A 21,420-nucleotide genomic window follows, 5' to 3' on the forward strand; every position below is an offset into this window, starting at 1 on the left:
TGACCGATCCGACCATGGGCGGCGTGTCCGCCAGCTTCGCCTTCATGGGCGACGTCGTGATCGCCGAGCCCCGCGCGCTGATCGGCTTTGCCGGCCCGCGCGTGATCGAGCAAACCGTGCGCGAGAAGCTGCCGGAAGGTTTCCAGCGTGCCGAATTCCTGCTGCAGAAGGGCGCCATCGACATGATCGTCGACCGCCGCAACATGCGCCGTGAGATCGCCGAGCTGCTCGCGCTGCTGCAGAAGCAACCGGCCGACGCACTGGCCTGATGCGCCACACCTGTTGAACCGAAGCGCGGGCGAGAGTCCGCGCTTCTTGTTTTTGCGCGGCAGGTTTCCCCAAAGCCGCGCCACACACAGTTCGCATGCCTACTTTCGACAATCTGCCTGACTGGCTGGCCCACCTGGAAACCGCGCACCCGGTCGGCATCGACATGGGCCTCGCCCGCATCAGCCGCGTGCGCGATGCGCTGGGCTTGGAGTTCAAGTCCATCGTCTTTACCGTTGGTGGCACCAACGGCAAGGGCTCGACCTGCGCGATGCTGGAGTCGATCCTGCTGGCCGCCGGCTACAAGGTCGGCTGCCATACCTCGCCGCACCTGATCGACTTCAACGAGCGCGCCCGCGTCAACGGCGAGATCGCCACCGACGCGATGCTGCTGCCGCACTTCGAGGCGGTCGAGCGCGCGCGCTGCAGCTTTCCCGAGCCGGTCAGCCTGACGTACTTCGAATTCACCACGCTGGCGATCATGCATCTGTTCGCCAACGCTGGCCTCGATGCGGTGGTCCTGGAGGTGGGGCTGGGCGGCCGGCTGGATGCGGTCAACATCATCGACACGGATTGCGCCGTCATCACCAGCGTCGATTTGGACCACATGTCCTACCTGGGCGATACACGCGAGGCGATCGGCTTCGAAAAGGCCGGCATCTTCCGCGCGGGCAAGCCGGCAATCTGCTCCGACCCGATGCCGCCGATCTCGCTGGTCAAGCAGGCCGAGGCCGTCGGCGCGGACCTGTGGCTGATCGGCCGCGACTTCAACTTCCAGGGTGACAAGCAGCAGTGGGGCTGGAGCGGGCGAGGGCGGCGCTGGCCGAGCCTCGGCTATCCGGCGCTGCGCGGGGCCAACCAGCTGCTGAACGCGTCAGCGGCGCTGGCGGCGCTGGACTCGGTGCGCGATCGGCTGCCGGTATCGGCGCAGGACGTGCGCCTGGGATTGTCGCAGGTGGCGCTGCCGGGCCGCTTCCAGGTCATGCCGGGCCGTCCGGCGGTGATCCTGGATGTGGCGCACAATCCGCATGCGGCGGCCGCGCTCGGCCAGAACCTCGAGAACATGGGCTTCTTCCGCTACACCTACGCGGTGTTCGGCGCCATGCAGGACAAGGACATCGCCGGCGTGCTCGGCCACATGCTCGACAAGGTCGACCACTGGTGCCTGACTGACCTGCCGACGCCGCGCGCCGCGAGCGCCGAGCGCCTGGAACAGGCGCTGACGGACGCCGGCTTCCATCCGGGCAAGGAATCGAGCGTCACGACGTTCAGCGATCCCGCCACAGCCTATCGCAACGCCATGGAGCGGGCGACCGAGGATGATAGAATCGTCGTCTTCGGATCGTTCTACACCGTTGCCGGCGTACTGGCGGAGCGCAAGCGTCGCGCACACTAGCCAGAATCGGGCAGCGCCAGGCCGTAGGACAACCCGGGCGTCGGCACTGCCCTCGCATGCATCGTCAGAGAGCCAAACCGAGCGCAATTCATGGGACTGCTTTCCATTTTTTCCTCCCGCAAGAACGCTGAAGGCGCGCGCGGCCCTGCAGGCAGCGCAGCCGATGTGGCCCGCGACGCGGTGCATGAATCGCGCACCTCGTCGCGCGCGTCGTCGACGTCCCGCAGCCGCGCCGCGCGTCGTGACGACGATGACGACGACGGTCTCGACCCCGAGCTCCCCCAGAAGCAACGCGCACGCCGCCGCCTGATCGGCGCGGTGGTGCTGGTTGGCGCTGCCGTGGTGGTGCTGCCGCTGGTGTTCGATGCCAAGCCGCGCCCGGTGACGGATGCGGTCGCCGTGCAGATCCAGGATCAGCCGATCGACCGCGGTGCCAAGGTGTCCGGCGACGAGCCCAAGGTGGCCAGCCGCCGTTCCGCGCCGCGTGCGGCCGGTCCTGCAGATCAAGCGCAGGCACTCGATCAGGGCGAAGAGGTGGTGGCCGATGGCGGTGGCCAAGCCGCAGCTTCTGCGCCGAGCGCGCCTGCAGCGACGGCGGTCTCCGCTGCCCCCGCCGCCAAGCCTGCGCCCAAGACCGTCGCCAGCCTGACCCCGCCCGCTGACGCCAAACCGGCCGCCAAGCCCGCGCCGGCAGCCCAGACCGCCGCCGCCACGCCGGCCGCCGCCGATGCCAAGGACGGCAAGTTCGTCCTGCTGATCGGCGCCTTCGCCTCGGAAGACCGCGCGCGCAACTGGCTGAGCAAGCTCAAGGCAGAGAAGGTCCCCGGCTATATCGAACACAAGAAGGTGCCCGAGAAGGGCGATCTGGCCCTGCTGCGCGCCGGCCCGTTCAACGACCGTGCGGCTGCGGAAGCCGCGCAGAAGCGCGCCGAGCAGATCGGCCTGACGCCCAAGCTCGTCCAGCAATAAGCATGCGGCCCGACGCGCACTCGCCAGAAACCCTGACCCGCTGCGCCGCCCCCAATCCACCCAAGCCGCTGCGTGATGCAACCGACTTTCTTTGACTACGGCGTGCTGTCCATCGTCGTGACGTCCGCGCTGGTGGGGCTGTTTCGCGGGTTGATCCGCGAGGTGCTGGCGCTGTTGGGGTGGCTGTTTGCGGCGTGGGTGGCGTACACGTTCTCGGGCATGGCGGCGGGCTGGATGCCCGAATCGCTGCCAGGCGGGCCGGTCGCGCGCACGGTTCTCGGTTTCGTCCTACTGTTTATCGTGACGGTGATTGCGACGTCGCTGGTGGGGGCGTTGCTCGCGGCGGCGCTGGCGAGCGCGGGGCTCAAGCCGGCCGATCGGGGCCTCGGCATGGTGTTCGGGCTGGCCCGCGGCGGCGTGATCATCCTCGTGGTGATGACGGTGGCGGGCTTTACCAGCGTGCCGGAACAGCCGTTCTGGCGCGATGCCATCAGCCGGCCGTATGCGGAGGGGGCGGCGCGTGCCGCCAAGCCGCTGCTGCCGCCAGAGGTGGCGAAGTATGTTCACTATTGATTCGGGGCGTCTGGCCACAAGCTAGACGATCTGGGAAGCTTTTCAGGTGCCCGCAACGGGTGTGGGCGCCACCAATACGCTCTCGCTGGAGATCGACATGTGCGGTATCGTTGGGGTGGTTTCGGCCACGCCCGTCAATCAGCTGATCTACGACAGCTTGCTGCTGCTGCAGCACCGGGGTCAGGACGCGGCCGGCATTGCCACCGCGGCAGGCAGTACCTTCTATATGCACAAGGCCAACGGCATGGTGCGCGACGTGTTCCGCACGCGCAACATGCGTGGTCTGCCGGGCAATTCCGGCATCGGCCAGGTGCGCTATCCGACCGCCGGCACCTCCAGCGAGGAAGAGGCCCAGCCGTTCTACGTCAACGCGCCGTTCGGCATCGTGCTGGCGCATAACGGCAACCTGACCAACTCCGATCAGCTGCGCGAAGAGATGTTCCGGCGCGACCGCCGCCACATCAATACGAAGTCTGATTCCGAAGTGCTGCTCAACGTGCTGGCCGACGAGCTGCAACGCGCCAGCAACGACATCCCGCTCGATCGGGATTCCATCTTCAAGGCCGTGGCCGGCATGCATCGCCGCGTGCGCGGCTCGTATGCCATCGTCGCTGAGATCTCCGGCTACGGCCTGCTGGCTGTGCGCGATCCGTTCGGCATCCGCCCGCTGGCGCTGGGCCGCCAGGAAACGCCGAACGGCCCCGAGTACATGGTCGCCTCGGAATCGGTGGCGCTGGAAGGCATCGGCTTTAAGTTCGAGCGTGACGTGGCGCCCGGCGAGGCCATCTTCATCGACGTGGACGGCAAGCTGCACACCAAGCAGTGCGCCGAACACCCGGTGCTGACACCGTGCATTTTCGAATACGTCTACCTGGCGCGTCCGGACTCGCGCATGGACGGCGTGTCGGTGTACGACGCGCGCCTGCGCATGGGCGACTACCTGGCCGAGAAGATCAAGCGCGAGGTGACCGACCCCATCGACGTGGTCATGCCGATTCCGGATTCGTCGCGCCCGGCCGCCATGCAGGTCGCCAACAGCCTGGGCGTGCCGTACCGCGAGGGCTTCTTCAAGAACCGCTACGTGGGCCGCACCTTCATCATGCCGGGCCAGGCGGTGCGCAAGAAGTCGGTGCGCCAGAAGCTCAACGCCATGGCGATCGAGTTCAAGGGCAAGAACGTGCTGATCGTCGACGACTCCATCGTGCGCGGCACGACCTCGTCGGAGATCGTGCAGATGGCGCGTGATGCGGGCGCGAAGAAGGTGATCTTCGCCTCGGCTGCGCCGCCGGTGAAGTACCCGAACGTGTACGGCATCGACATGCCGACACGCGGCGAACTGGTCGCCCACGGCCGTACGCATGACGAGATCGCCAAGATCATCGGTGCGGATCAGCTCGTCTACCAGGACGTGGAAGACATGAAGCGCGCCGTGCGCGACGTCAACCCGGCACTCAAGGAGTTCGACGCGTCGTGCTTCGACGGCCACTACGTGACCGGCGATATCGACGAGGCTTACCTTGATCGCCTGGAAGCCGCGCGCAACAACCCGGCTGCCAATGCGGATCGCGAAGCGCAGAACGATGATCCGCGCACGCGACTGCACCTGCAGCCGGCCGTGAACGAGTGAGCGTTCCGGCGTTGCCGCCAAACAAAAAGCCCGTCTTCGTGACGGGCTTTTTGTTTGGGCGTTGCCGGCGGCTTACTTGAGCATGCGCCGGCGCAGCAGCCACAGGCACAGCCACAGCGCGACCACGGCATACAGCACCAGCACGCCGAGGTGCAGCAGGATGTTGTCGGGCGTGCGGCCGAGCATGAGCGGGCGGATCAGCTCGACCGCGTGCGGCAGCGGCAGCAGATTCGTGAAGGCGCGGATCGGTGCCGGCAGCTGCGACAGCGGGAAGAACACGCCGGAGAGCAGCATCATCGGCGTGATCACCAGCGTCTGGTAGAACATGAAGAAGTCGTAGTTGGGCGCGAGCGCCGTCATGTTCATCGCCAGGCAGGCGAAGGCGAAACCCGTCAGCATGATCACCGGCAGCGCGAGCAGCGCTTGCGGCATCGACGCATAGCCAAGGGCGCCCGCCACCAGCATGATCGCCAGGCCCGACAGCACTGACTTGCTGGCCGCCCACAGCAGCTCGCCGAGCACCACGTCACCGAGCGTGAGCGGGGCGTACAGGATGGCCTCCCACGTGCGCTGCACGTGCATGCGCGAGAACGCGGAGTACATCGCCTCGAAGCTGGCCGACATCATCGTGCTGGAGGCGACCGTGCCGGCTGCCAGGAAGGCGATGTACGACACGCCGTCCACGTGGCCGACCAGCAGGCCCAGGCCGAAGCCCAGGCCGAACAGATAGATCATCGGATCGGCCAGGTTGCCCGCCAGCGATGGAATGGCGAGCTTGCGCCACACCATGAAGTTGCGCAGCCAGATGGTCTGCCAGTTGGTGAAGTTGAGCGGCAGCAGCGATTGCGGATACGCCTGCTGCGGCAGGGCGGCGAGGGTCGCTTCGGTTTGCATGGTCGTCTCCGTTCTAGTCGCGCATCTCACGGCCAGTCAGGCGCAGGAACACGTCTTCGAGATTGGCGGGGCGGTGCAGGTAGCGCAGGCCGGGCATGGTGTGCGATTCGGTCTGGGCGCGCAGCGCGGCCACCAGCGGCTGCGGATCGCGCGCGTAGCAGAACAGGGTTTCGCCACTGCTCTCGACCCGGTCGGCCAACGGCGTGAGCAGGGCGCGCAGGGCGGTGAGATCGTCGCCGTAGACCTCCACCACATCGCAGCCGATCTCGCGTGCGATCAATTCATGCGGCTTGCCTTGCGCGATCTTGCGGCCGTTGTCGATCACGCACAGCTCGTCGCACAGGCGTTCGGCTTCTTCCATGAAGTGCGTGGTCAGCAGGATGGTCTTGCCGGCCGCGAGCAGCGAGCGCAGGCGCTCCCAGATCAGGTGGCGCGCCTGCGGATCCAGGCCCGTGGTGGGCTCGTCCATGACGAGGATGTCGGGGTCGTTGATGAGCGCGCGCGCAACCGTCAACCGGCGCTTCATGCCACCGGACAGCGCACGCACCGGTGCGTCGGCTTTCTGCTCCAGGCGCGCGAACTCCAGCAAGCTCGGCATGCGCTCGCGGATCGCCGCAGCGGAGAGGCCGAAGTAGCGGCCGAAGATGCGCAGGTTTTCCGCGACGGTGAAGTCAGGATCGAGGTTGTCGAACTGCGGCACCACGCCCACGCGCAGGCGCGCGCGATGCGCGTGCTCGGGAATGGTCTCGCCGCACAGCTGCAGCTTGCCGGCGTCGGGCATCGTCATGCCGAGCAGCATGCGCAGCGTGGTGGTCTTGCCGGCGCCGTTGGGGCCGAGCAGGCCGAAGCACTGGCCGCGCCGTACCGAAAAGCTCAGGTCGTCAACCACGGTCTGCTCGCCGTAGCGCTTGCGCAAGCCTTCGACGCTCAGGATCGGCGCGCTGCCGATCGACATGCCGGGCGGTTGCTCGTATCGCACGTGGCCTCCGTTGCAAAAGGCTGATTATGCCCCTGCAACGGCGGCGGCGTATGACGTGGAATTGCGTTGGGAAATCGCCATCAGCCAACAAAAAGGGCCCGGCTGTGCGGCCCGGCCCTGTCCTTGCAAAGCACAACCGCAAGGGAAGGCTGCAGGTTACTTGGTCAACACGTTACCGACCACGCCACCCAGTGCAGCGCCACCCAGCGTCGCGCCCGGACCGCCCCAGATGGCTGCCCCGGCTACACCACCGGCGGCCGCGCCAATCGCGGTATTGCGCTGCTTGGCCGTCATGCCGGCGCATCCGCTGACGGATGCGAGTGCGGCCGCCAGAACAAGGGATACGAAGACACGCATCACACACTCCTCGTTGTTCGCATACTTCCATTCAAGGCAGTGTGGGGTGCGGAGTGCAGGCGGCGATGCCTGAAAAGCCTGTCAGCCGATTCCGACATGCCGACTGCACATTCAGGGGGTTACTCGCCCTGCGTGAACTTGTCCGCCTTGGCGGCCTTCACGGGCTTGGTCGCGGTCTTGGTCTTCTCGTACTGGAACTCCGGCAGGGCCTTGATGGCTTCCTGCGTGGCGCCCGGCAGCGTGATCTTGCCGTTGTCGTACTTGAACTGGTTGACCGGGATGGCCACGTCGTGGCGGCCCAGGCCAACGAAACCACCCGCGCCGACGATGGCGAACGACACGGCGCGGTCCGGTGCAATGATCAGGTCATCGACGTTGCCAACCTTGACGTTGGCATCATTGAAGACCGGCTTGCCCAGCACTTGCTTCTTGGCGCTGACACCCTTGATGACGGCATCCAGCTCGGTCACCGAGACACCCAGTTCAGTGTGGCCTGCCACTTGATTCTCAGCAAAGGCTTGCGGGGCAGCCAGGACGGCGGTGGCGAACAGGGCGGCGGTAAGGCGTTTCATCATGTACTCCCAAAAATAAAGAAATGCGCGTGTTGCGCATGAAGATGCAAGCGTTGTGTCGTTGTCCGATGGGGTCGACCAACGTCACTTGCACGTTCTGAGTCTATGGGCGGGAGGGCCAAACTGAAGTGGCTGCGACGCTTTTTGACGCTTCGGGCGCTCGCCCGCCACGCGCGCGGCCGAGAGAAGTCGACCGACCTTGAGGTCGGACAAACGGCGGATGTCACGCAAATGCATCATGGCTGGAGCTACACTGAAACGTCCGCGCTTCATCGCCCGGCGCGTGTGAGCGCGCAGGCCGCGTTGAACCGGTGAGGGCGGCTAGCCCATCCCCGATATGGCAGTGACGACATGGAGAGACAGACATGATGACTCTGGAACAACTCGGCATCCTGCATCGCACGCAACTGGAAGCTTGGCTGGCGGTGACGGAAGAGGCGGTCGGCGGCGTCAACCGGGTGATCGGGCTTAACCTGCAGGCGCTCAAGGCCGGGTTTGGGGAGACGGAACAATGCCTGCACGCCGCCGCCGATGCACAGGACGCTGGCGCGTGGCTGTCGGCGCAGGTGCAGTACCTGCAACCTGCGGCCGAGCGTGTCTCCGGCTACACGCGCAACCTCGTCGAGATCGGCGTGCAGACGCAGACGGGCATCGCGCAAGCGCTGCAGCGCCACGGCGATGAAGTCCGCCGCCAATGGGGTGCCGTCACGGAAAACTTTGTCGACAGCGCGCCGCCGGGATCGGAGGCGGTGCTCAGCCTGATGAAGGCGGCGGTCGGTTGGGAAGTGGCTGCGGCGGAAGTTGCGGAAGAAGTGATTGCGGAAGAAGTGATCGGCAAGGGAGCGGGCACAACCTGATCCGCCCCACGCGCGATGCGTCGTTACGTCCTGTTACGATATTGCCGCCGCTGTAGCACCTGTGATTTCGGCCCTGCATACAATAGAGAGACCGCAATCGATGCCGGGTGCTAGCTGATCCGCACCCGGCCAATCAAGTCGCAGGGTGATGAAGATGGATCGACGCAATGGACTGTTGATGGCAGGTGCAGTCGCGCTGGCCGTGCTGGCTACGCCGCAGGTCGCGTCGGCGCACGTGAGCGTCGGCATCGGCATCGGCGTACCGATCGCGCCCGTCTACGTGGCACCGGCTCCGGTGTACTACCCGCCGCCGCCGCCGGTGTATTACGAGCCGCCGCCGCCCGTGTACTACGCGCCAGCGCCGATGTACTACGGCCCGCCGCCCGTGGTGGTCGGCCCGGGCTGGTACCGCTGGGGCCCGCGCTCCCGTTATTACGATGGCTATCGCTGGCGACGCTGGCGCTAAGCCGCAGGCGGCTTGGTCAAAAGAGAAAGGCTCCTTCGGGGGCCTTTTTCTTTGGGGCGACAGCGGCGCGCGGCACAAGGCGTGATCTGACTGCGCGCGGCGATGCAACATCAGGCCCGGACTATTTCCGGGCTTTTTGTTCGCGTATCTGGTGACTACATGCGCGTGCTAAGGTGCGTTGCAACGTCGCGGCCACCCTTCGAGTCGATGCATCCGCATCGACCGTTGAGTACGCTGCATGGAAGTATCGAAAGAATTCATCGTCGCGCCCGCGCTAGGCTGCCGGATGGTGACGTAGAGATCGCCTTGCGGTGGCATACTTTTACCGCTGCCGCACAGGGACAGCGTTGGCCGGCCCTGCTCAGAGGCATCTGCCGATTGCATCAAACGACCAAGGAGAAAGTCATGAAAACCAAGCCCTGCCTGACCCAGGAAGACGTCACCAAGATCCTGGATGCCGCCGAGAAGGAAGCGCGCACGCACCAGTGGGCCGTGACGATCGCCGTGGTCGATGACGGTGGCCATCCGCTGGGCCTGCGCCGCATGGACGGCTGCGCCACCATCTCGGCGTACATTGCGCCGGAGAAGGCGCGCACCGCCGCGCTGGGCCGCCGCGAATCGAAGGTCTACGAAGACATCATCAACAACGGCCGCACCTCGTTCCTGTCGGCGCCGATGCTGCACGGCATGCTGGAGGGCGGCGTGCCCATCCTGGTGGAGGGCGTGTGCGCCGGTGCGGTGGGTGTGTCGGGCGTGAAGTCGGCGGAAGATGTGCAGATCGCCAAGGCGGGCATTGCCGCCGTGCACGTGATCTGCTGAGGTTTCCGCACCAAGGAAGAAAGGGCGCCGAGATGCGCCCTTTTTTGTTGCGTGGAGAGGAGGAAAGAAGCGGCTTGGCTGGCGGTCGTCGGGCAGACGGGGTCTGGGTGTCTGCCAACGCGAAATGACGATGGCTGGCTACTGCCGAATGTCTCCTGAGAGAGACGTCCCCACAAAAAGTCGGTACAGGTTACTTGGTCAGGATCAGCTTGCCGAAGCGCGTCACGCGCAGTGTGTAGACGGCGCCGTTGTGGTGGATGTCCACGGCGTTCTGCCCGGCGAACAGCTGCTCGGAGGTCATGACCCGGATGTCGCCCACGACGGCGGTGCTGGCTGGTTCGGGCGCGGGGGCAGCCATCGGCGTGGCATTGGCCGCGTGCTCGATGCCGGCGGGGCGCTTGCGTGCCACGATGACATGGCGTCGGCGGGTGATGGTGCGACCGGTGTCCTGGAGTTCAGCAGTCTGCATGGCGATGTCCTGGCTGGCGGAAAGAAAGGGGCTGGCAGGGTTCCAGCGAATAGTCAGCAGTGTAAATGCGAATCGTTATCATTACAAGGGTGGTGCTGACAAAGTGCTGACGCGGTGTTGCGCCGACAAAAAACCGGGCACGGGGCCCGGTGACGTCATGCTCAGGTGTGCCCTGGCGCCTCGCGCAGCAGGCGCGTGCGCAGGTCGGCGTTCTGGGTGCGGTAGCGCTCGTAGTGGCGCAGGATGTCGGCGATGACTTCTTCGCCGCGCAGGTACTCCACGTCGTAGCCTTCGCGGCCGTCTTCGAAGAAGGTGATGGGTTCGTAGACGTGGGCGCGCTGGGCCTGCGGCTCGGCGGCTTCGCGCGGGGTGACAACGGGCAGCGATTTGCGCACCGGGCGTACGCCGTAGACGAAATCGCGGTGCGCGCCATCGGGCACGATCAGACGCACGCTGCCGTCATTGTCTTCGCGCACCAGCGCTTGCACGCCGCGCGTAGTCAGTTCGACGGCGACGTCGCGCATGGCGGGCAGCACGTGCTCGGCGATGAAGCTACGCACATCGGCCTCGGTCGATTGATGGACCATCTGCGCCAGGCGCTTGCGCCAGTGCTGGCCACTCCAGAACGAGGTCGCCGGGGCCAGCTTGCGTGCGTAGTGCGCGCGGTCCGCTGCCATGCCGCGCCATAGGCCATAGCACAGCAGCAGCATGATGATCGCGACGGGCAGGGCGGCCACCAGCGTCATCGCCTGCAGCGCCTTGAGGCCGCCGGCCAGCATCAGGATGGCCGCGGTGGCGCCGAGCACGGCCGCCCACAGCAGCCGCTGCCACACCGGCGAGCCCGCCGCGCCGCGCGAGGCGATGGTGTCGATCACGAACGCGCCCGAATCGGCCGAGGTGACGAAGAACACCGCGATCAGCACGATGGCCAGCCACGACAGCGCCGTGGTGCCCGGGAAATAATCGAAGAAGCGGAACAGCAGTGCGTCGACATGGGTGGCCGTCTGCGCCATGCCGCCCATGGCCTGGTGCGCATCGAGCCAGATCGCGCTGTTGCCGAAGGCCGTCATCCACAGCAGGTTGAACAGTGTCGGCACGATCAGCACGCCGATCACGAATTGCCGCACGGTGCGCCCGCGCGAGATGCGCGCGATGAACATCCCCACGAATGGCGACCACGACACCCACCACGCCCAGTATTGAATGGTCCAGCCGCCGAACCAGCTGGCGTCGTTCGGCGGCGCATAGGCGAAGGTGCGGAACGACAGGCTCGCCAGGCTCGACAGGTAGTTGCCGAGGTTCTCGCTGAACGCGTTGAGCAGGAACACGGTCGGCCCGGCGATGACCACGAAGGCGAGCAGCACGAAGGCCAGCGTCAGGTTCAGTTCCGACAGGCGCCGTACGCCCCTGCCAAGGCCTGAGGCGGCGGACACGCCGGCCAGCAGCACCACCGCGCAGATCAGCCCCACGCGGAACGTATTCGAATCGGTCTGCCACCCGCCCACGCGGTGCAGGCCGGCCGCGAGTTGCAGCACGCCATAGCCGAGCGTGGTGGCGATGCCGGCCACCGTGCCGATCAGCGCGAAGGCATCCACGCCGTGGCCCAGCGCGCCGTTGATGCGCTCGCGCAGCAGCGGATACAGACCCGAGCGCATGGTCAGCGGCAGGTTGTAGCGGAAGGCGAAGTAGGCCAGCGCCAGGCCCATCACGCCGTAGATGGCCCACGCATGCAGGCCCCAGTGGAAGAAGGTGGTGAGCATCGCCTCGCGCGCGGCCTGGGCGGTCTGCGGGCTCGCGGTCGGCGGCTGCAGGTAGTGCTGCATCGGTTCGCCCACGCCGAAGTACATCAGGCCGATGCCCATGCCGGCGGCGAACAGCATGGCCGTCCAGGAGACGAAGCTGAACTCCGGCGTGGCCTCGTCCGGCCCGAGACGGATGTCGCCGAAGCGGCTGGCCGCGATGCCGATCAGGAAGACCAGGAAGCCGGTGACAGCCAGCATGTAGAACCAATCGAAATGGCTGGTGACCCACCGTTGCGCCATGCCGAAGGCGCGGTCGGCGAGTTCGGGGCGCGTGGTGCAGACGATCAATAGCAGGGCTAGCACAGCAAGCGATGGCAATACGACCTGCGGCACGAGGGTCGTGCGTGGCGCCGCGATGGGGGCGGTATCGGCGCGGGAAGGGGAGCTGGGCACGCTTTGCAATCCTTCTGGAAACGGGGTGAGCGAAAGTATAGGTAGCGCTGGCCCGCGTGCATTTTTCGCGCGCCAAAAATGACGAACCCCCGCACGAGGGCGGGGGTTCCGATGACGCTGGAGGGGGCGCCGCGTCAGTCGCGCAGCGGCTCCGTCACGAAGCCGATGCGCGCCAGGCCGCCGCGCTGGATGGCGGCCATCACCTGGGCGACGCGCTCGTAGCGGACGCTGCGGTCTGCGCGCAGGTGCATCTCCGGCTGCGGTTGTTGCTGCGCGGCCTGGACGATGTCGGCTTCCAGCGTGGCCTGGTCGACCGGCTGGTTGTTCCAGAACACCTTGCCCTGCGCGTCGATCTCGACGTTGACGCTTTGCGGCTTGGCGTCGTCGGGTTTGTTGGTCGCGCGCGGCAGGTCGATCTTCACCGCGTGGTTGATCACCGGGATGGTGATGATGAAGATGATCAGCAGCACCAGCATGACGTCCACCAGCGGCGTCATGTTGATCTCGCTCATCACCTCATCGTCGTTGTCAAAGCTGCCGAAGGCCATGGCTGTTCCTTACGGTTGCTTGACCGAGGCCAGGCGCACGCTGGCGTCTTCCGCGCGGACGGAACCCGGGCGCAGGCGTGCGCCGGTGATGAAGTAGGCGTGCAGATCGTGCGCGAAGCGGTTGAGCTTGGCGATGATGGCCTTGTTGCCCCGCGTGAGCGCGTTGTAGCCGAGCACGGCCGGAATGGCCACGGCCAGGCCGAAGGCCGTCATGATGAGCGCTTCACCCACCGGGCCGGCCACCTTGTCGATGGTCGGCACGCCCACCGCGCCAATGCCGAGCAGTGCGTGATAGATGCCCCACACCGTGCCGAACAGGCCGACGAACGGCGCGGTCGAGCCCACCGAGGCCAGCACCGCCAGGCCCGATTGCATCTGGCCGACCGATTCATCGATGGCGCTCTTGAGCGAGCGCGTGATCCAGTCGGAGATGTCCATCACGTCGTGCAGCTGCGGCTGGCTCGCGCGATGGTGCTGCGCGGCTTCGCGGCCGGTCTGCGCCAGCGTGTAGAACGGATTGTCCTTGGGCGAGCCCAGGGTCTGCATGGCGTGATCGAAATCGTCGGAGTGCCAGAAGCGCTTTTCCGCGCCTTGTGCCATGGCTTTCAGGCGGATGATGTCCCACGCCTTGGTGAGGATGACGATCCACGATGCCAGCGACATGATCAGCAGCAGAATCGCGGTGCTGCGGGTGACGATGTCGCCCTGCGTCCAGAGGTGGGAAAGGCCGAGTTCCTGCATGATGGTTTCCTGCTTGAGCGAGAGACGAAGTTAGTTATCGAGCTTGAACACGAACGGCTTGTTGGCCACCACCGTCATGGCACGGCCGTTCTGCTTGTAGGGGCTGCAGCGGAGGCTGCGCGCCGAATCGAGCGCGGCACGGTCCAGGCGCGCGGAGCCGCTGGAAGTGACGACCGCCGTGTTGGTCACCTCACCGTCCGCGCCGATGGTGATCTTCACCAGCGTGCGGCCTTCCTCGCCCATCTTCTGCGACATGCTCGGATAGTTGAGCGGCGGGTTGTTGCACTGGATGTCATTGATGCCGACGCTGATCGGGCCTGACTGTGCGGGCGCCGGTGCCGGTGCTGCCTCGACCGGCGGGGCCGGGGGCGCGGGCGGGGCGGCCGGCACCACGGGTGCGTTATCCGACGGCGGCAGGTTGGGCGCGGGCGTGAGGGCCGGCTTGGGCTGGGCCACCGGCTTGACGATATTCACCTGCTTGGGCGGCGCGGGCTTGGCCTGCTCCGGCTTGGGCGGCTCGGGCGCGCGCACCGGCTGCGGCGGCGTGGCCGGGATGATGTTCACCTGCAGTTCAGGCGGCGAGTCCTTGCTCAGCGGCGACGGGATCAGGCCGAGCTGGATCAGCATCAGCATGCCCGCATGCAGCAGCAGCACCACGACGAGGACTTTGAGGGTACGAGGGTGAATCATCAACGGCGGTGGATCAAAGGCGGCGAAAGCGGAATCGGTGGCGTCAGGATAGGTGTCGCAAGAGCGCTCAGCGCTTGCCGAAGACAACCAGCGAAACACCGATGCTGATGAGCAGACTCAGGAGCAGTTCCATGGCGCAGGGTCGAGTGGTGGCCGAGCGTGCTGTCCGCGAGACAAGCCATTGTAGGCCAGCGCCGTGCAACACTGTTGCGACAACTGGGCGCGCCCGCGGTTCAGCACATCAGCCGATTGCGCAAGTATAAACGATAATGATTCCCATTTGCGAATTATGACCGCGCCGTTCGAAGGGTGGGCACCGTAGCCGGATGGACGATGCCAGCAAGACCCTTGCCAAGGCGTCTTCTCCAAACCGACGGTGCTGGCCTGCAACTTGCGGAGGCAGGGATCGACCGGGGCTACTTTGTTGGCACAAACGCGCTAGGATGAAGAGAAATTCAACCACGGTGACCGGCCGGCCAACCGTGAAACGGGGAAAGGGGGCGACCATGGATGAAGCCAACCTCAGCCTGGACGACGCCGACGATGGCACGTTCGTCCCCACCGGCGGCAAGCAGCCGCAAGCGCTGCTGTCGTCGCTCGATTCCATGTGCGCGCAATTCGCGCTGCGCACCGTGTGCGCGATGGGCCTGCGCTTCAACCTGCGCACCAATATCAACGACATCCTGACCGTCTGCGCGCCCGAGCTGATCTGGCCGGTGACCGTCATCCAACGCCTGCAGCGGTTCCTGGCCGCGCGCTGCGCCGACATGCCCGGCTGGCGCAGCGTCGGCCGGCTCGACCTGCCCACCTTCATGGACCGCCACGGCCAGTGGAGCAGCGCCTTTGACGAAAGTTCGCTGTTCTACTACCTCGACGAGTACGTCAAGCACCACGCCAAGGACATGTTCACCGTGTTCGGCGCCTCGTGCGACGCGCTGGGCGAGCGGCTATCGAGCGAGCGCGTGCTGCTGGTCGGCAACATCGACATGCTGGCGCGCGTGCTGGGCCTCCCCGCCCACGAGCGGGCACTGCTGCTGTTCGCCTCGCTGGTCAAGTACAAGCGCGACCTGCGCGCGGTGATGGTCGACTGCAAGGTCGCCCACAGCCAGGAAGCGTTCCAGTTGCTGGCGGGTTTGGCTGGTGCGAGCACGGCGGAGGTGGCCGCCTCGCTGCGACCCGGTTCGCGGTTGGAGACGCTTGGCCTGATCGAGCCGCCGCTGCCCGAGAACAGCGTCACCGACCTGGGTGACCTGATGCGCATCTCCGACCGCCTGCTGCACGTGCTGCTGGGCGACTACGCCAGCGAAGCGGAGATGATGGCCGTCTTCACCCGCCCCGCGCCGCCGACCACGCTCTCGCAATCCGACTACCCGCACGTCGAGACCGATGCGCGCTACCTGACCGCGCTGCTGGAAAGCGCCACGCACCAACGCGCGCACGGCGTCAACATCCTGCTGTACGGCGCGCCCGGCACCGGCAAGACCGAGCTGGCCCGAGTGCTGGCGCGCGACTCGGGCTGCGAGCTGTACGAAGTCGATTGCCTCGACAAGGACGGCAACAGCCTGTCGGGCAAGGATCGCTATCGCTCGCTGCAGGTGTCGCAGGCCTTCCTGCGCGGCCGCCCACGCGCGGTGCTGCTGTTCGACGAGGTGGAGGACGTCTTCCCGGGCCCCACGCGCGAGCTGATGAGCCTGTTCGGCCACGAGGAGCCGCGCGGCTCCGTCAATGGCAAGGCGTGGGTCAACCAGACGCTGGAGCAGAACCCGGTGCCGGTGATCTGGGTGTCGAACTCGATCCGCCAGATCGACCCGGCGTATCTGCGCCGCTTCCAGTTCCACCTGGAGTTGAAGGTGCCGCCGCCGACGGTGCGCGAAAGCATCATCCGCAAGCACCTGGAAGGGCTGGAGGTGTCCGACACGTTCATGGCCAAGCTGGCCGCGCGCAAGACGCTCACGCCCGCGCAGATTGACTCCGCCGCGCGCTTTGCGCGCCTGACGCAGCCGGCGATGGAGGAATCCGCTGAGTCCCTGATCGTGCGCCAGCTCGACCATGCCGACCAGGCCATGGGGCTGCGGCAGGAGGTGCAGGCGCACCGCGTCGTCACCGAATACCGGCTCGACTACCTGAACCTGGACACGCGCTTCCCGGTGGAGCGCGTGATCGAGGCGCTGCGGGCGCGCAAGCGCGGCACGCTGTGCTTCTATGGGCCGCCGGGCACCGGCAAGACCGTGCTGGCCGAGCACATCGCCAGCCAGCTCGACATGCCGCTGATGATCCGCCGCGCGTCCGACCTGATGAGCAAGTACGTCGGCGAGACCGAGCAGCAGATCGCCGCGATGTTTGCGCGGGCAGAGGAGGAGCGCGCGCTGCTCCTGCTCGACGAGGCCGATAGCTTCATGCAGAGCCGCCAGGGCGCGGTGCGCAATTACGAGGTGTCGGAGGTCAACGAGATGCTGCAGGGCATGGAGCGCTTTGACGGCATCTTCATCTGCACCACCAACCTGTTCGACCGCATCGACGAGGCGGCGCTGCGGCGCTTTGCCTTCAAGATCCGCTTCAAGCCGCTGGTGCGCGAGCAGCGCGAGCGCATGTTCATCACCGAGGCGCTGGGTGGTGATGCCAGTGCGCTGACCGAGGCGTTGCGCGACGCACTGGCCGCGCTCGACATGCTCACGCCGGGCGACTTTGCGGTGGTCAAGCAGCAGGCTGTGCTGCTGGGCGAGTCGCTCGATCCGGAGGCGTTCCTGTCGCAGTTGCGGCACGAGCATGCGATCAAGCCGGAGCTGCGCGAGCGGCGTTCGATTGGCTTTGCGCCGCGCTAGGGGCTTAATCCACATCAAGCGGGGGTAGCCCCGCTTCGGCTAGCGTGGGTGGCTGGATGCACTGACCCGCCATGACGCAAGCCGCTCTTCCTCCTCTTTTTTACGAACGCATGCCCGCGCCTGGCGTGGTGTTCGGCTGTCTGCTGCCCGTTCCGTGGGTGGGCGCGGCAGCGGGTTTGCTGCTGGCACTGGGCCCGGCTGCCGGACTGCCGGATCGCTTTGCGCCGCTCACGCTGGCGCTCGTGCATGCGCTCACCGTCGGCACGTTGTTGCCTGTGATGCTGGGCGCGCTCTTCCAGTTGTTTCCCGTGGTGGCGGGCGTGCCGGTGCCGGGTGCGCGCTGGGTGTCGCCGTGCGTGGCCGCGACGTGTGTGGCAACGGCGGTTGCGCTGGGGGCGGGCTTTCTTGGGGCGGGGCGGTCGGCCTTTGCGCTGGCGGCGTGGTTTGGCGCGCCGCTGCTGGCAATCCCCGCAGCGTTGCTGGTACTGGGGGGCCGGCGTGTCGCCAAGACGCATGCCACCACACGCACATTGCGCCGGATCGGCTGGGCGTTGTTGCTCACGCTGGCGAGCGGCGCCGTGCTGGCCACGGTGCTCGGTCTGGGGATGTTCGCGCCCTCGGCCACCTTGCTCGATCTGCACGTCGGCTGGGGGCTGGGCGGCTGGCTGGCGACGCTGGCGGCCGGCGTGGCCTCGACGGTGCTGCCGATGTTCTGGCAGACGCGTCGGTGGCCTGCGCAGTGGCAGCGGCTGATGCCAGGGTGGCTGTGGGCGCCGCTGCTGCTGGGCAGCGTGATCGGCTGGTCGGGCGGTGCGCCGGTCTGGCAGACCTGGGGATGGCTAGCGCTGGGTGTGTTGGCAGCGGCGGGCGTGCTGGCGGTCGGTGGCGCCCGGCGCCGCCACGATCCTGCCTGGCCGCTGTGGCTGGCCGCTACCAGTGCGTGGCTGGCGGTTGCCGTGCTGGGACTGGCCGCACGCTGGGTGCCCACGGAATGGCCGGTGCCTTGGTGGATGGGCGTGCTGGCGCTGGTGGGCGGGGGTGTGCTGCCGGTCAACGCGATGCTGGGCAAGATCATCCCGTTCATGGTCTGGATGCATTTGCGCCGGCGTGTGCCGCGGCACGTGCGGCTGCCGGCCATGCAGACCCTGATCGGCGAGCGGCAGCAGCGCTGGCAGGCCCGCCTGCTGCTACTGGCATTGGCGATGTTGCTGGCGTTGCCCTTGCAGCCGGGCGCGCTGGCCGTGCCGGCGGGCGGGTTGTTTGCGTTGTCGCAGGCGTGGCTGGGCGTGCAGCTGTGCCGGGCGCTGCTGACCTTCCGGCAGGTCTCGCGCGCATTCGCGCGCGGTTGACCGAACGCAAAACCATACTGGCGGACAGATCGCAGACTGCCGCCATGACACCGACTTCTCCCACCATCGAACTGGTGGCCCCCGCAGGCAGCCTGGCGGCGCTAAAGGCTGCTGTCAACGCAGGGGCCGACACGGTCTACCTCGGCTTGAAGAACGCGACCAACGCGCGCAATTTCGCCGGCCTCAACTTCACCGAAGCCGATATCCGCACGGGCGTCGAGCTGGCGCACAGCATGGGCCGGCAGGTGCTGTTTGCGATCAACACGTTTCCGCAGGCCGGCCGGGGCATCGAGTGGCGCATGGCCATCGATGCCGCCTACATGCTGGGCGCCGACGCCGTGATCCTGGCCGACCCGGGGCTGATGGCCTACGCGCGCGACCGCTACCCCGATCTGCGGCTGCACTTGTCCGTGCAGGGCTCGGCCACGCATGCCGACGCCATTGAGTTGATGCGCGAGCAGTTCGGTATCCACCGCGCGGTGCTGCCGCGCGTGCTCACGCTCGCCGAGGTCGAGCGTGTGATCCGCCAGACTTCGGTGCAGATCGAGGTGTTCGGCTTCGGCAGCCTGTGCGTGATGGCCGAAGGGCGGTGCCTGCTGTCGTCCTTCGCCACCGGCGATTCGCCCAACAACAAGGGCGTCTGTTCGCCCGCGCATGCGGTGCGCTGGCAGGAGCAGGATGGGCAGCTCGACGCGCGCCTGAACACCATCCTGATCGACCGCTATGCGCCGGGCGAGGCCGCCGGCTACCCGACGCTGTGCAAGGGGCGCTTCCTGGTCGACGGCGAGGTGGACCATGTGCTGGAGGAGCCGACCAGCCTCAACGCGCTGAGCCTGCTGCCCAAGCTGCTCGACATGGGGGTGGCGGCGATCAAGATCGAAGGGCGCCAGCGCAGCCCGGCGTATGTCGCGCAGGTGGTCGCCACGCTGCGCGCCGCGCTCGATGCGGTGCATGCGGACCCGGCCCGTTTCTCCGCACGGCCCGAATGGCAGGCAGCCCTGGTGCGCCATGCCGAGGGCGCGCAAGTGACACAGGGCGCGTTCGACCGCCCCTGGAAATAGCTTTCACGCCACGCTCATCATGTCCTATCAAATCTCCCTGGGGCCGCTGCTGTACTACTGGCCGCGCCTCTCTACCTTCGATTTCTACGCCAAGGTGGCAGACAGTCCGGTCGACATCGTCTACGTGGGCGAGACCGTCTGCAGTCGCCGCCATGAACTGCGCACCGAGGATTGGCTTGATCTGGCAGCCATGCTGCGCGAAGCCGGAAAGGCGGTCGTGCTGTCGACCCGTACGCTGATCGAGACCAGCGCCGAGGCGCAAGCGCTGCGCCGCTTGTGCCAGCAGAACGATTGGCCGGTCGAAGCCGGCGAACTGGGCGCCGTACGGCTGCTGAGCGGGCGGCCGTTCGTGGCCGGGCCGCATTGCAACGCGTACCACGGCGGCACGCTGGCGTGGCTGGCGAGCCTTGGCGCCACGCGCGCCGTCATGCCGCTGGAGATGAGTCAGGCCACGCTGGCCGAGCTGATGCGCGAGAAGCCCCACGCGCTGGAGATTGAGGCGATGGTGTGGGGGCGTTTGCCGTTGGCGTTCTCCGCGCGTTGCTTTACGGCGCGGCACTTCCGGCTGAACAAGGACGACTGCGGCTTTCGCTGTATCGAGCATCCGGACGGCCTGGCGGTGCGCACGCGTGAGGGGCAGGAGTTCCTCGCCATCAACGGCATCCAGACCCAATCGGGGCAGTGCCTGGACATCCTCGATCAGGCGCCGGCGCTTTCCGCGCTGGGCGTGCAGGTGCTGCGCGTGAGTCCGCAGTCGACCGGCACGCTGGAAGCGATCGCCGCGCTCGATGCGATGCGGCTCGGCTTGCCGGCAGCGACGGTGCGTCCGCCCGAAGGCATCGGCCGCTGCAATGGCTATTGGCATGGCCAGTCCGGCATCGAGTGGCTGGAGACCGCGCCATGACCGCCTTCCGGCCCCGCCCCCCCGCCGCACTGGTGCGCCTGGCACGCCGTCTGCCGGTGCCGCTGACGTCATTGCCCTTTGTGCTCGGGCTCGATTTTGCCCGCCGGCTGACGTGGCTGACGCCGCCGCCAGAACTGGAGGGGCGGCGTTTTGCGCTCACGGTGGACGACCTTGGGCTGCGCGCATGCTTCTGCTGTCGCGACGGCGCATTCCACATGCTGTCGGGCGGCCAGCCTGAACTGGAGCTGAGTGCGGGTGTGGCGGATTTCCTTGCGCTCATCCGCGGGTCTGCCGACGCCGACACGCTGTTCTTCCAGCGCCGCCTCAAGATTGCCGGTGACACCGAGCTGGGGCTGATCGTCAAGAACTGGCTCGATGCCGCCGATCGGCCGGCGTGGCTCGCGCGCTGGCAATCGCAGCAGGGCTAGCTGAGGAAAGCGTCATGACGTCGCAGAACCTTCCGCTCGTCTACGCGTGCTCGGGATGCTCGAGCGTCGCGCAGGCGGCCAACCGTCTTGCGGTGGACCTTGACCGCGCGGGCCGGGCTGAGATGTCGTGCATCAGCGGGGTTGGCGGCGGCGTGCGTGCGCTCGTCAAGACCGCGCGCAGCGGGCGGCCCATCCTCGCGCTTGACGGTTGTGCCCTGGCTTGCGTGAAAGCCTGCCTGGCGACGGCCGGCGTCACCGCAGACGTCCACCTGGTGCTCAACCAGCTCGGCGCCCGCAAGCGCTATCACGCCGATTGCAGCGATGATGAAATGGCCGTCGCTGCATCGCTGGTGGACGAAGCCGTCAAGGCACTGCAAGACAAGATCGAGAACGCCGCTCGCGCGTCCGTATCCGCTCCTGCACTGGAAGATTGAACT

General features: G+C 66.8%; 22 protein-coding genes and 1 pseudogene. 14 read left to right on the forward strand and 9 right to left on the reverse strand.

The genetic code is table 11. The features are described 5' to 3' along the window. The 5 genes and pseudogenes from QZ609_RS10865 to purF form a co-directional block, all read left to right on the forward strand. Positions 1-269 (forward strand): annotated as a pseudogene (locus QZ609_RS10865) (acetyl-CoA carboxylase carboxyl transferase subunit beta); the annotation flags it as partial. A gap of 95 nt (positions 270-364) precedes the next feature. Further along, positions 365-1,663, forward strand: coding sequence for a bifunctional tetrahydrofolate synthase/dihydrofolate synthase (gene folC / locus QZ609_RS10870; protein ID WP_295494173.1), 1,299 nt, complete (start codon positions 365-367; stop codon positions 1,661-1,663). Between the two features lie 90 nt (positions 1,664-1,753). Then, entirely contained in the window at positions 1,754-2,632 is an 879-nt protein-coding gene (locus QZ609_RS10875) for an SPOR domain-containing protein (RefSeq protein ID WP_295494175.1), read from the forward strand. 75 nt (positions 2,633-2,707) lie between these two features. Next, positions 2,708-3,205: a CvpA family protein gene (locus QZ609_RS10880; RefSeq protein WP_295494176.1), complete on the forward strand. Its 498-nt coding sequence runs from the start codon at positions 2,708-2,710 to the stop codon at positions 3,203-3,205. 97 nt (positions 3,206-3,302) lie between these two features. Then, entirely contained in the window at positions 3,303-4,832 is a 1,530-nt protein-coding gene (gene purF / locus QZ609_RS10885) for an amidophosphoribosyltransferase (RefSeq protein WP_295494217.1), read from the forward strand. A gap of 72 nt (positions 4,833-4,904) precedes the next feature. Here purF and QZ609_RS10890 read toward each other — a convergent pair whose 3' ends face one another. The 4 genes from QZ609_RS10890 to QZ609_RS10905 form a co-directional block, all read right to left on the reverse strand. Then, complete coding sequence (locus tag QZ609_RS10890) at positions 4,905-5,726, reverse strand: ABC transporter permease (RefSeq protein ID WP_295494178.1); 822 nt, start codon at positions 5,724-5,726, stop codon at positions 4,905-4,907. Positions 5,727-5,739: 13 nt separating this feature from the next. Next, the gene (gene nodI / locus QZ609_RS10895; protein WP_295494180.1) at positions 5,740-6,705 is read right to left on the reverse strand and encodes a nodulation factor ABC transporter ATP-binding protein NodI; all 966 of its coding nucleotides are present in this window, start codon (positions 6,703-6,705) and stop codon (positions 5,740-5,742) included. A gap of 156 nt (positions 6,706-6,861) precedes the next feature. Further along, on the reverse strand, positions 6,862-7,062 hold the full coding sequence (locus tag QZ609_RS10900) for a glycine zipper 2TM domain-containing protein (protein WP_295494181.1): 201 nt from the start codon (positions 7,060-7,062) through the stop codon (positions 6,862-6,864). Between the two features lie 119 nt (positions 7,063-7,181). Then, entirely contained in the window at positions 7,182-7,634 is a 453-nt protein-coding gene (locus QZ609_RS10905; protein WP_295494182.1) for a PRC-barrel domain-containing protein, read from the reverse strand. A gap of 365 nt (positions 7,635-7,999) precedes the next feature. Here QZ609_RS10905 and QZ609_RS10910 point away from each other — a divergent pair, with 365 nt between their 5' ends. From QZ609_RS10910 to QZ609_RS10920, 3 genes are all read left to right on the forward strand, one after another. After that, positions 8,000-8,491 (forward strand): phasin family protein, encoded by a 492-nt coding sequence (locus QZ609_RS10910; protein ID WP_295494183.1) that lies wholly within the window; start codon positions 8,000-8,002, stop codon positions 8,489-8,491. Positions 8,492-8,639: 148 nt separating this feature from the next. Continuing rightward, a complete protein-coding gene (locus tag QZ609_RS10915) occupies positions 8,640-8,957 on the forward strand; it encodes a hypothetical protein (protein ID WP_295494184.1) in 318 nt (105 codons plus the stop codon). 405 nt (positions 8,958-9,362) lie between these two features. Beyond that, on the forward strand, positions 9,363-9,776 hold the full coding sequence (locus QZ609_RS10920) for a heme-binding protein (RefSeq protein WP_295494186.1): 414 nt from the start codon (positions 9,363-9,365) through the stop codon (positions 9,774-9,776). Between the two features lie 190 nt (positions 9,777-9,966). On the opposite strand, the gene hemP is transcribed toward QZ609_RS10920, so the two are convergent. From hemP to QZ609_RS10945, 5 genes are all read right to left on the reverse strand, one after another. Beyond that, on the reverse strand, positions 9,967-10,245 hold the full coding sequence (hemP, locus tag QZ609_RS10925; protein WP_295494188.1) for a hemin uptake protein HemP: 279 nt from the start codon (positions 10,243-10,245) through the stop codon (positions 9,967-9,969). Positions 10,246-10,406: 161 nt separating this feature from the next. After that, a complete protein-coding gene (locus tag QZ609_RS10930; RefSeq protein WP_295494218.1) occupies positions 10,407-12,404 on the reverse strand; it encodes a BCCT family transporter in 1,998 nt (665 codons plus the stop codon). Between the two features lie 170 nt (positions 12,405-12,574). Further along, positions 12,575-12,988: a biopolymer transporter ExbD gene (locus tag QZ609_RS10935; RefSeq protein ID WP_295494190.1), complete on the reverse strand. Its 414-nt coding sequence runs from the start codon at positions 12,986-12,988 to the stop codon at positions 12,575-12,577. Positions 12,989-12,997: 9 nt separating this feature from the next. Continuing rightward, the gene (locus tag QZ609_RS10940; RefSeq protein ID WP_295494191.1) at positions 12,998-13,729 is read right to left on the reverse strand and encodes a MotA/TolQ/ExbB proton channel family protein; all 732 of its coding nucleotides are present in this window, start codon (positions 13,727-13,729) and stop codon (positions 12,998-13,000) included. Positions 13,730-13,759: 30 nt separating this feature from the next. Next, positions 13,760-14,419: an energy transducer TonB gene (locus QZ609_RS10945; protein WP_295494192.1), complete on the reverse strand. Its 660-nt coding sequence runs from the start codon at positions 14,417-14,419 to the stop codon at positions 13,760-13,762. 506 nt (positions 14,420-14,925) lie between these two features. Here QZ609_RS10945 and QZ609_RS10950 point away from each other — a divergent pair. From QZ609_RS10950 to QZ609_RS10975, 6 genes are all read left to right on the forward strand, one after another. After that, complete coding sequence (locus QZ609_RS10950) at positions 14,926-17,241, forward strand: ATP-binding protein (protein ID WP_295494194.1); 2,316 nt, start codon at positions 14,926-14,928, stop codon at positions 17,239-17,241. Between the two features lie 110 nt (positions 17,242-17,351). After that, complete coding sequence (locus tag QZ609_RS10955) at positions 17,352-18,590, forward strand: hypothetical protein (RefSeq protein ID WP_295494196.1); 1,239 nt, start codon at positions 17,352-17,354, stop codon at positions 18,588-18,590. 44 nt (positions 18,591-18,634) lie between these two features. Then, positions 18,635-19,651 (forward strand): peptidase U32 family protein, encoded by a 1,017-nt coding sequence (locus tag QZ609_RS10960; RefSeq protein ID WP_295494198.1) that lies wholly within the window; start codon positions 18,635-18,637, stop codon positions 19,649-19,651. A 19-nt stretch (positions 19,652-19,670) separates the two neighbouring features. Then, positions 19,671-20,555: a U32 family peptidase gene (locus QZ609_RS10965; RefSeq protein WP_295494200.1), complete on the forward strand. Its 885-nt coding sequence runs from the start codon at positions 19,671-19,673 to the stop codon at positions 20,553-20,555. Further along, the gene (locus QZ609_RS10970) at positions 20,552-20,983 is read left to right on the forward strand and encodes an SCP2 sterol-binding domain-containing protein (protein ID WP_295494202.1); all 432 of its coding nucleotides are present in this window, start codon (positions 20,552-20,554) and stop codon (positions 20,981-20,983) included. The genes QZ609_RS10965 and QZ609_RS10970 overlap by 4 nt, the downstream gene beginning before the upstream one ends. Positions 20,984-20,997: 14 nt before the next feature. Continuing rightward, entirely contained in the window at positions 20,998-21,417 is a 420-nt protein-coding gene (locus QZ609_RS10975) for a putative zinc-binding protein (protein WP_295494203.1), read from the forward strand. Positions 21,418-21,420 lie beyond the last annotated feature (3 nt).

Source organism: uncultured Ralstonia sp. (assembly GCA_913056305.1).
In the GTDB taxonomy this organism is placed as follows: domain Bacteria; phylum Pseudomonadota; class Gammaproteobacteria; order Burkholderiales; family Burkholderiaceae; genus Ralstonia.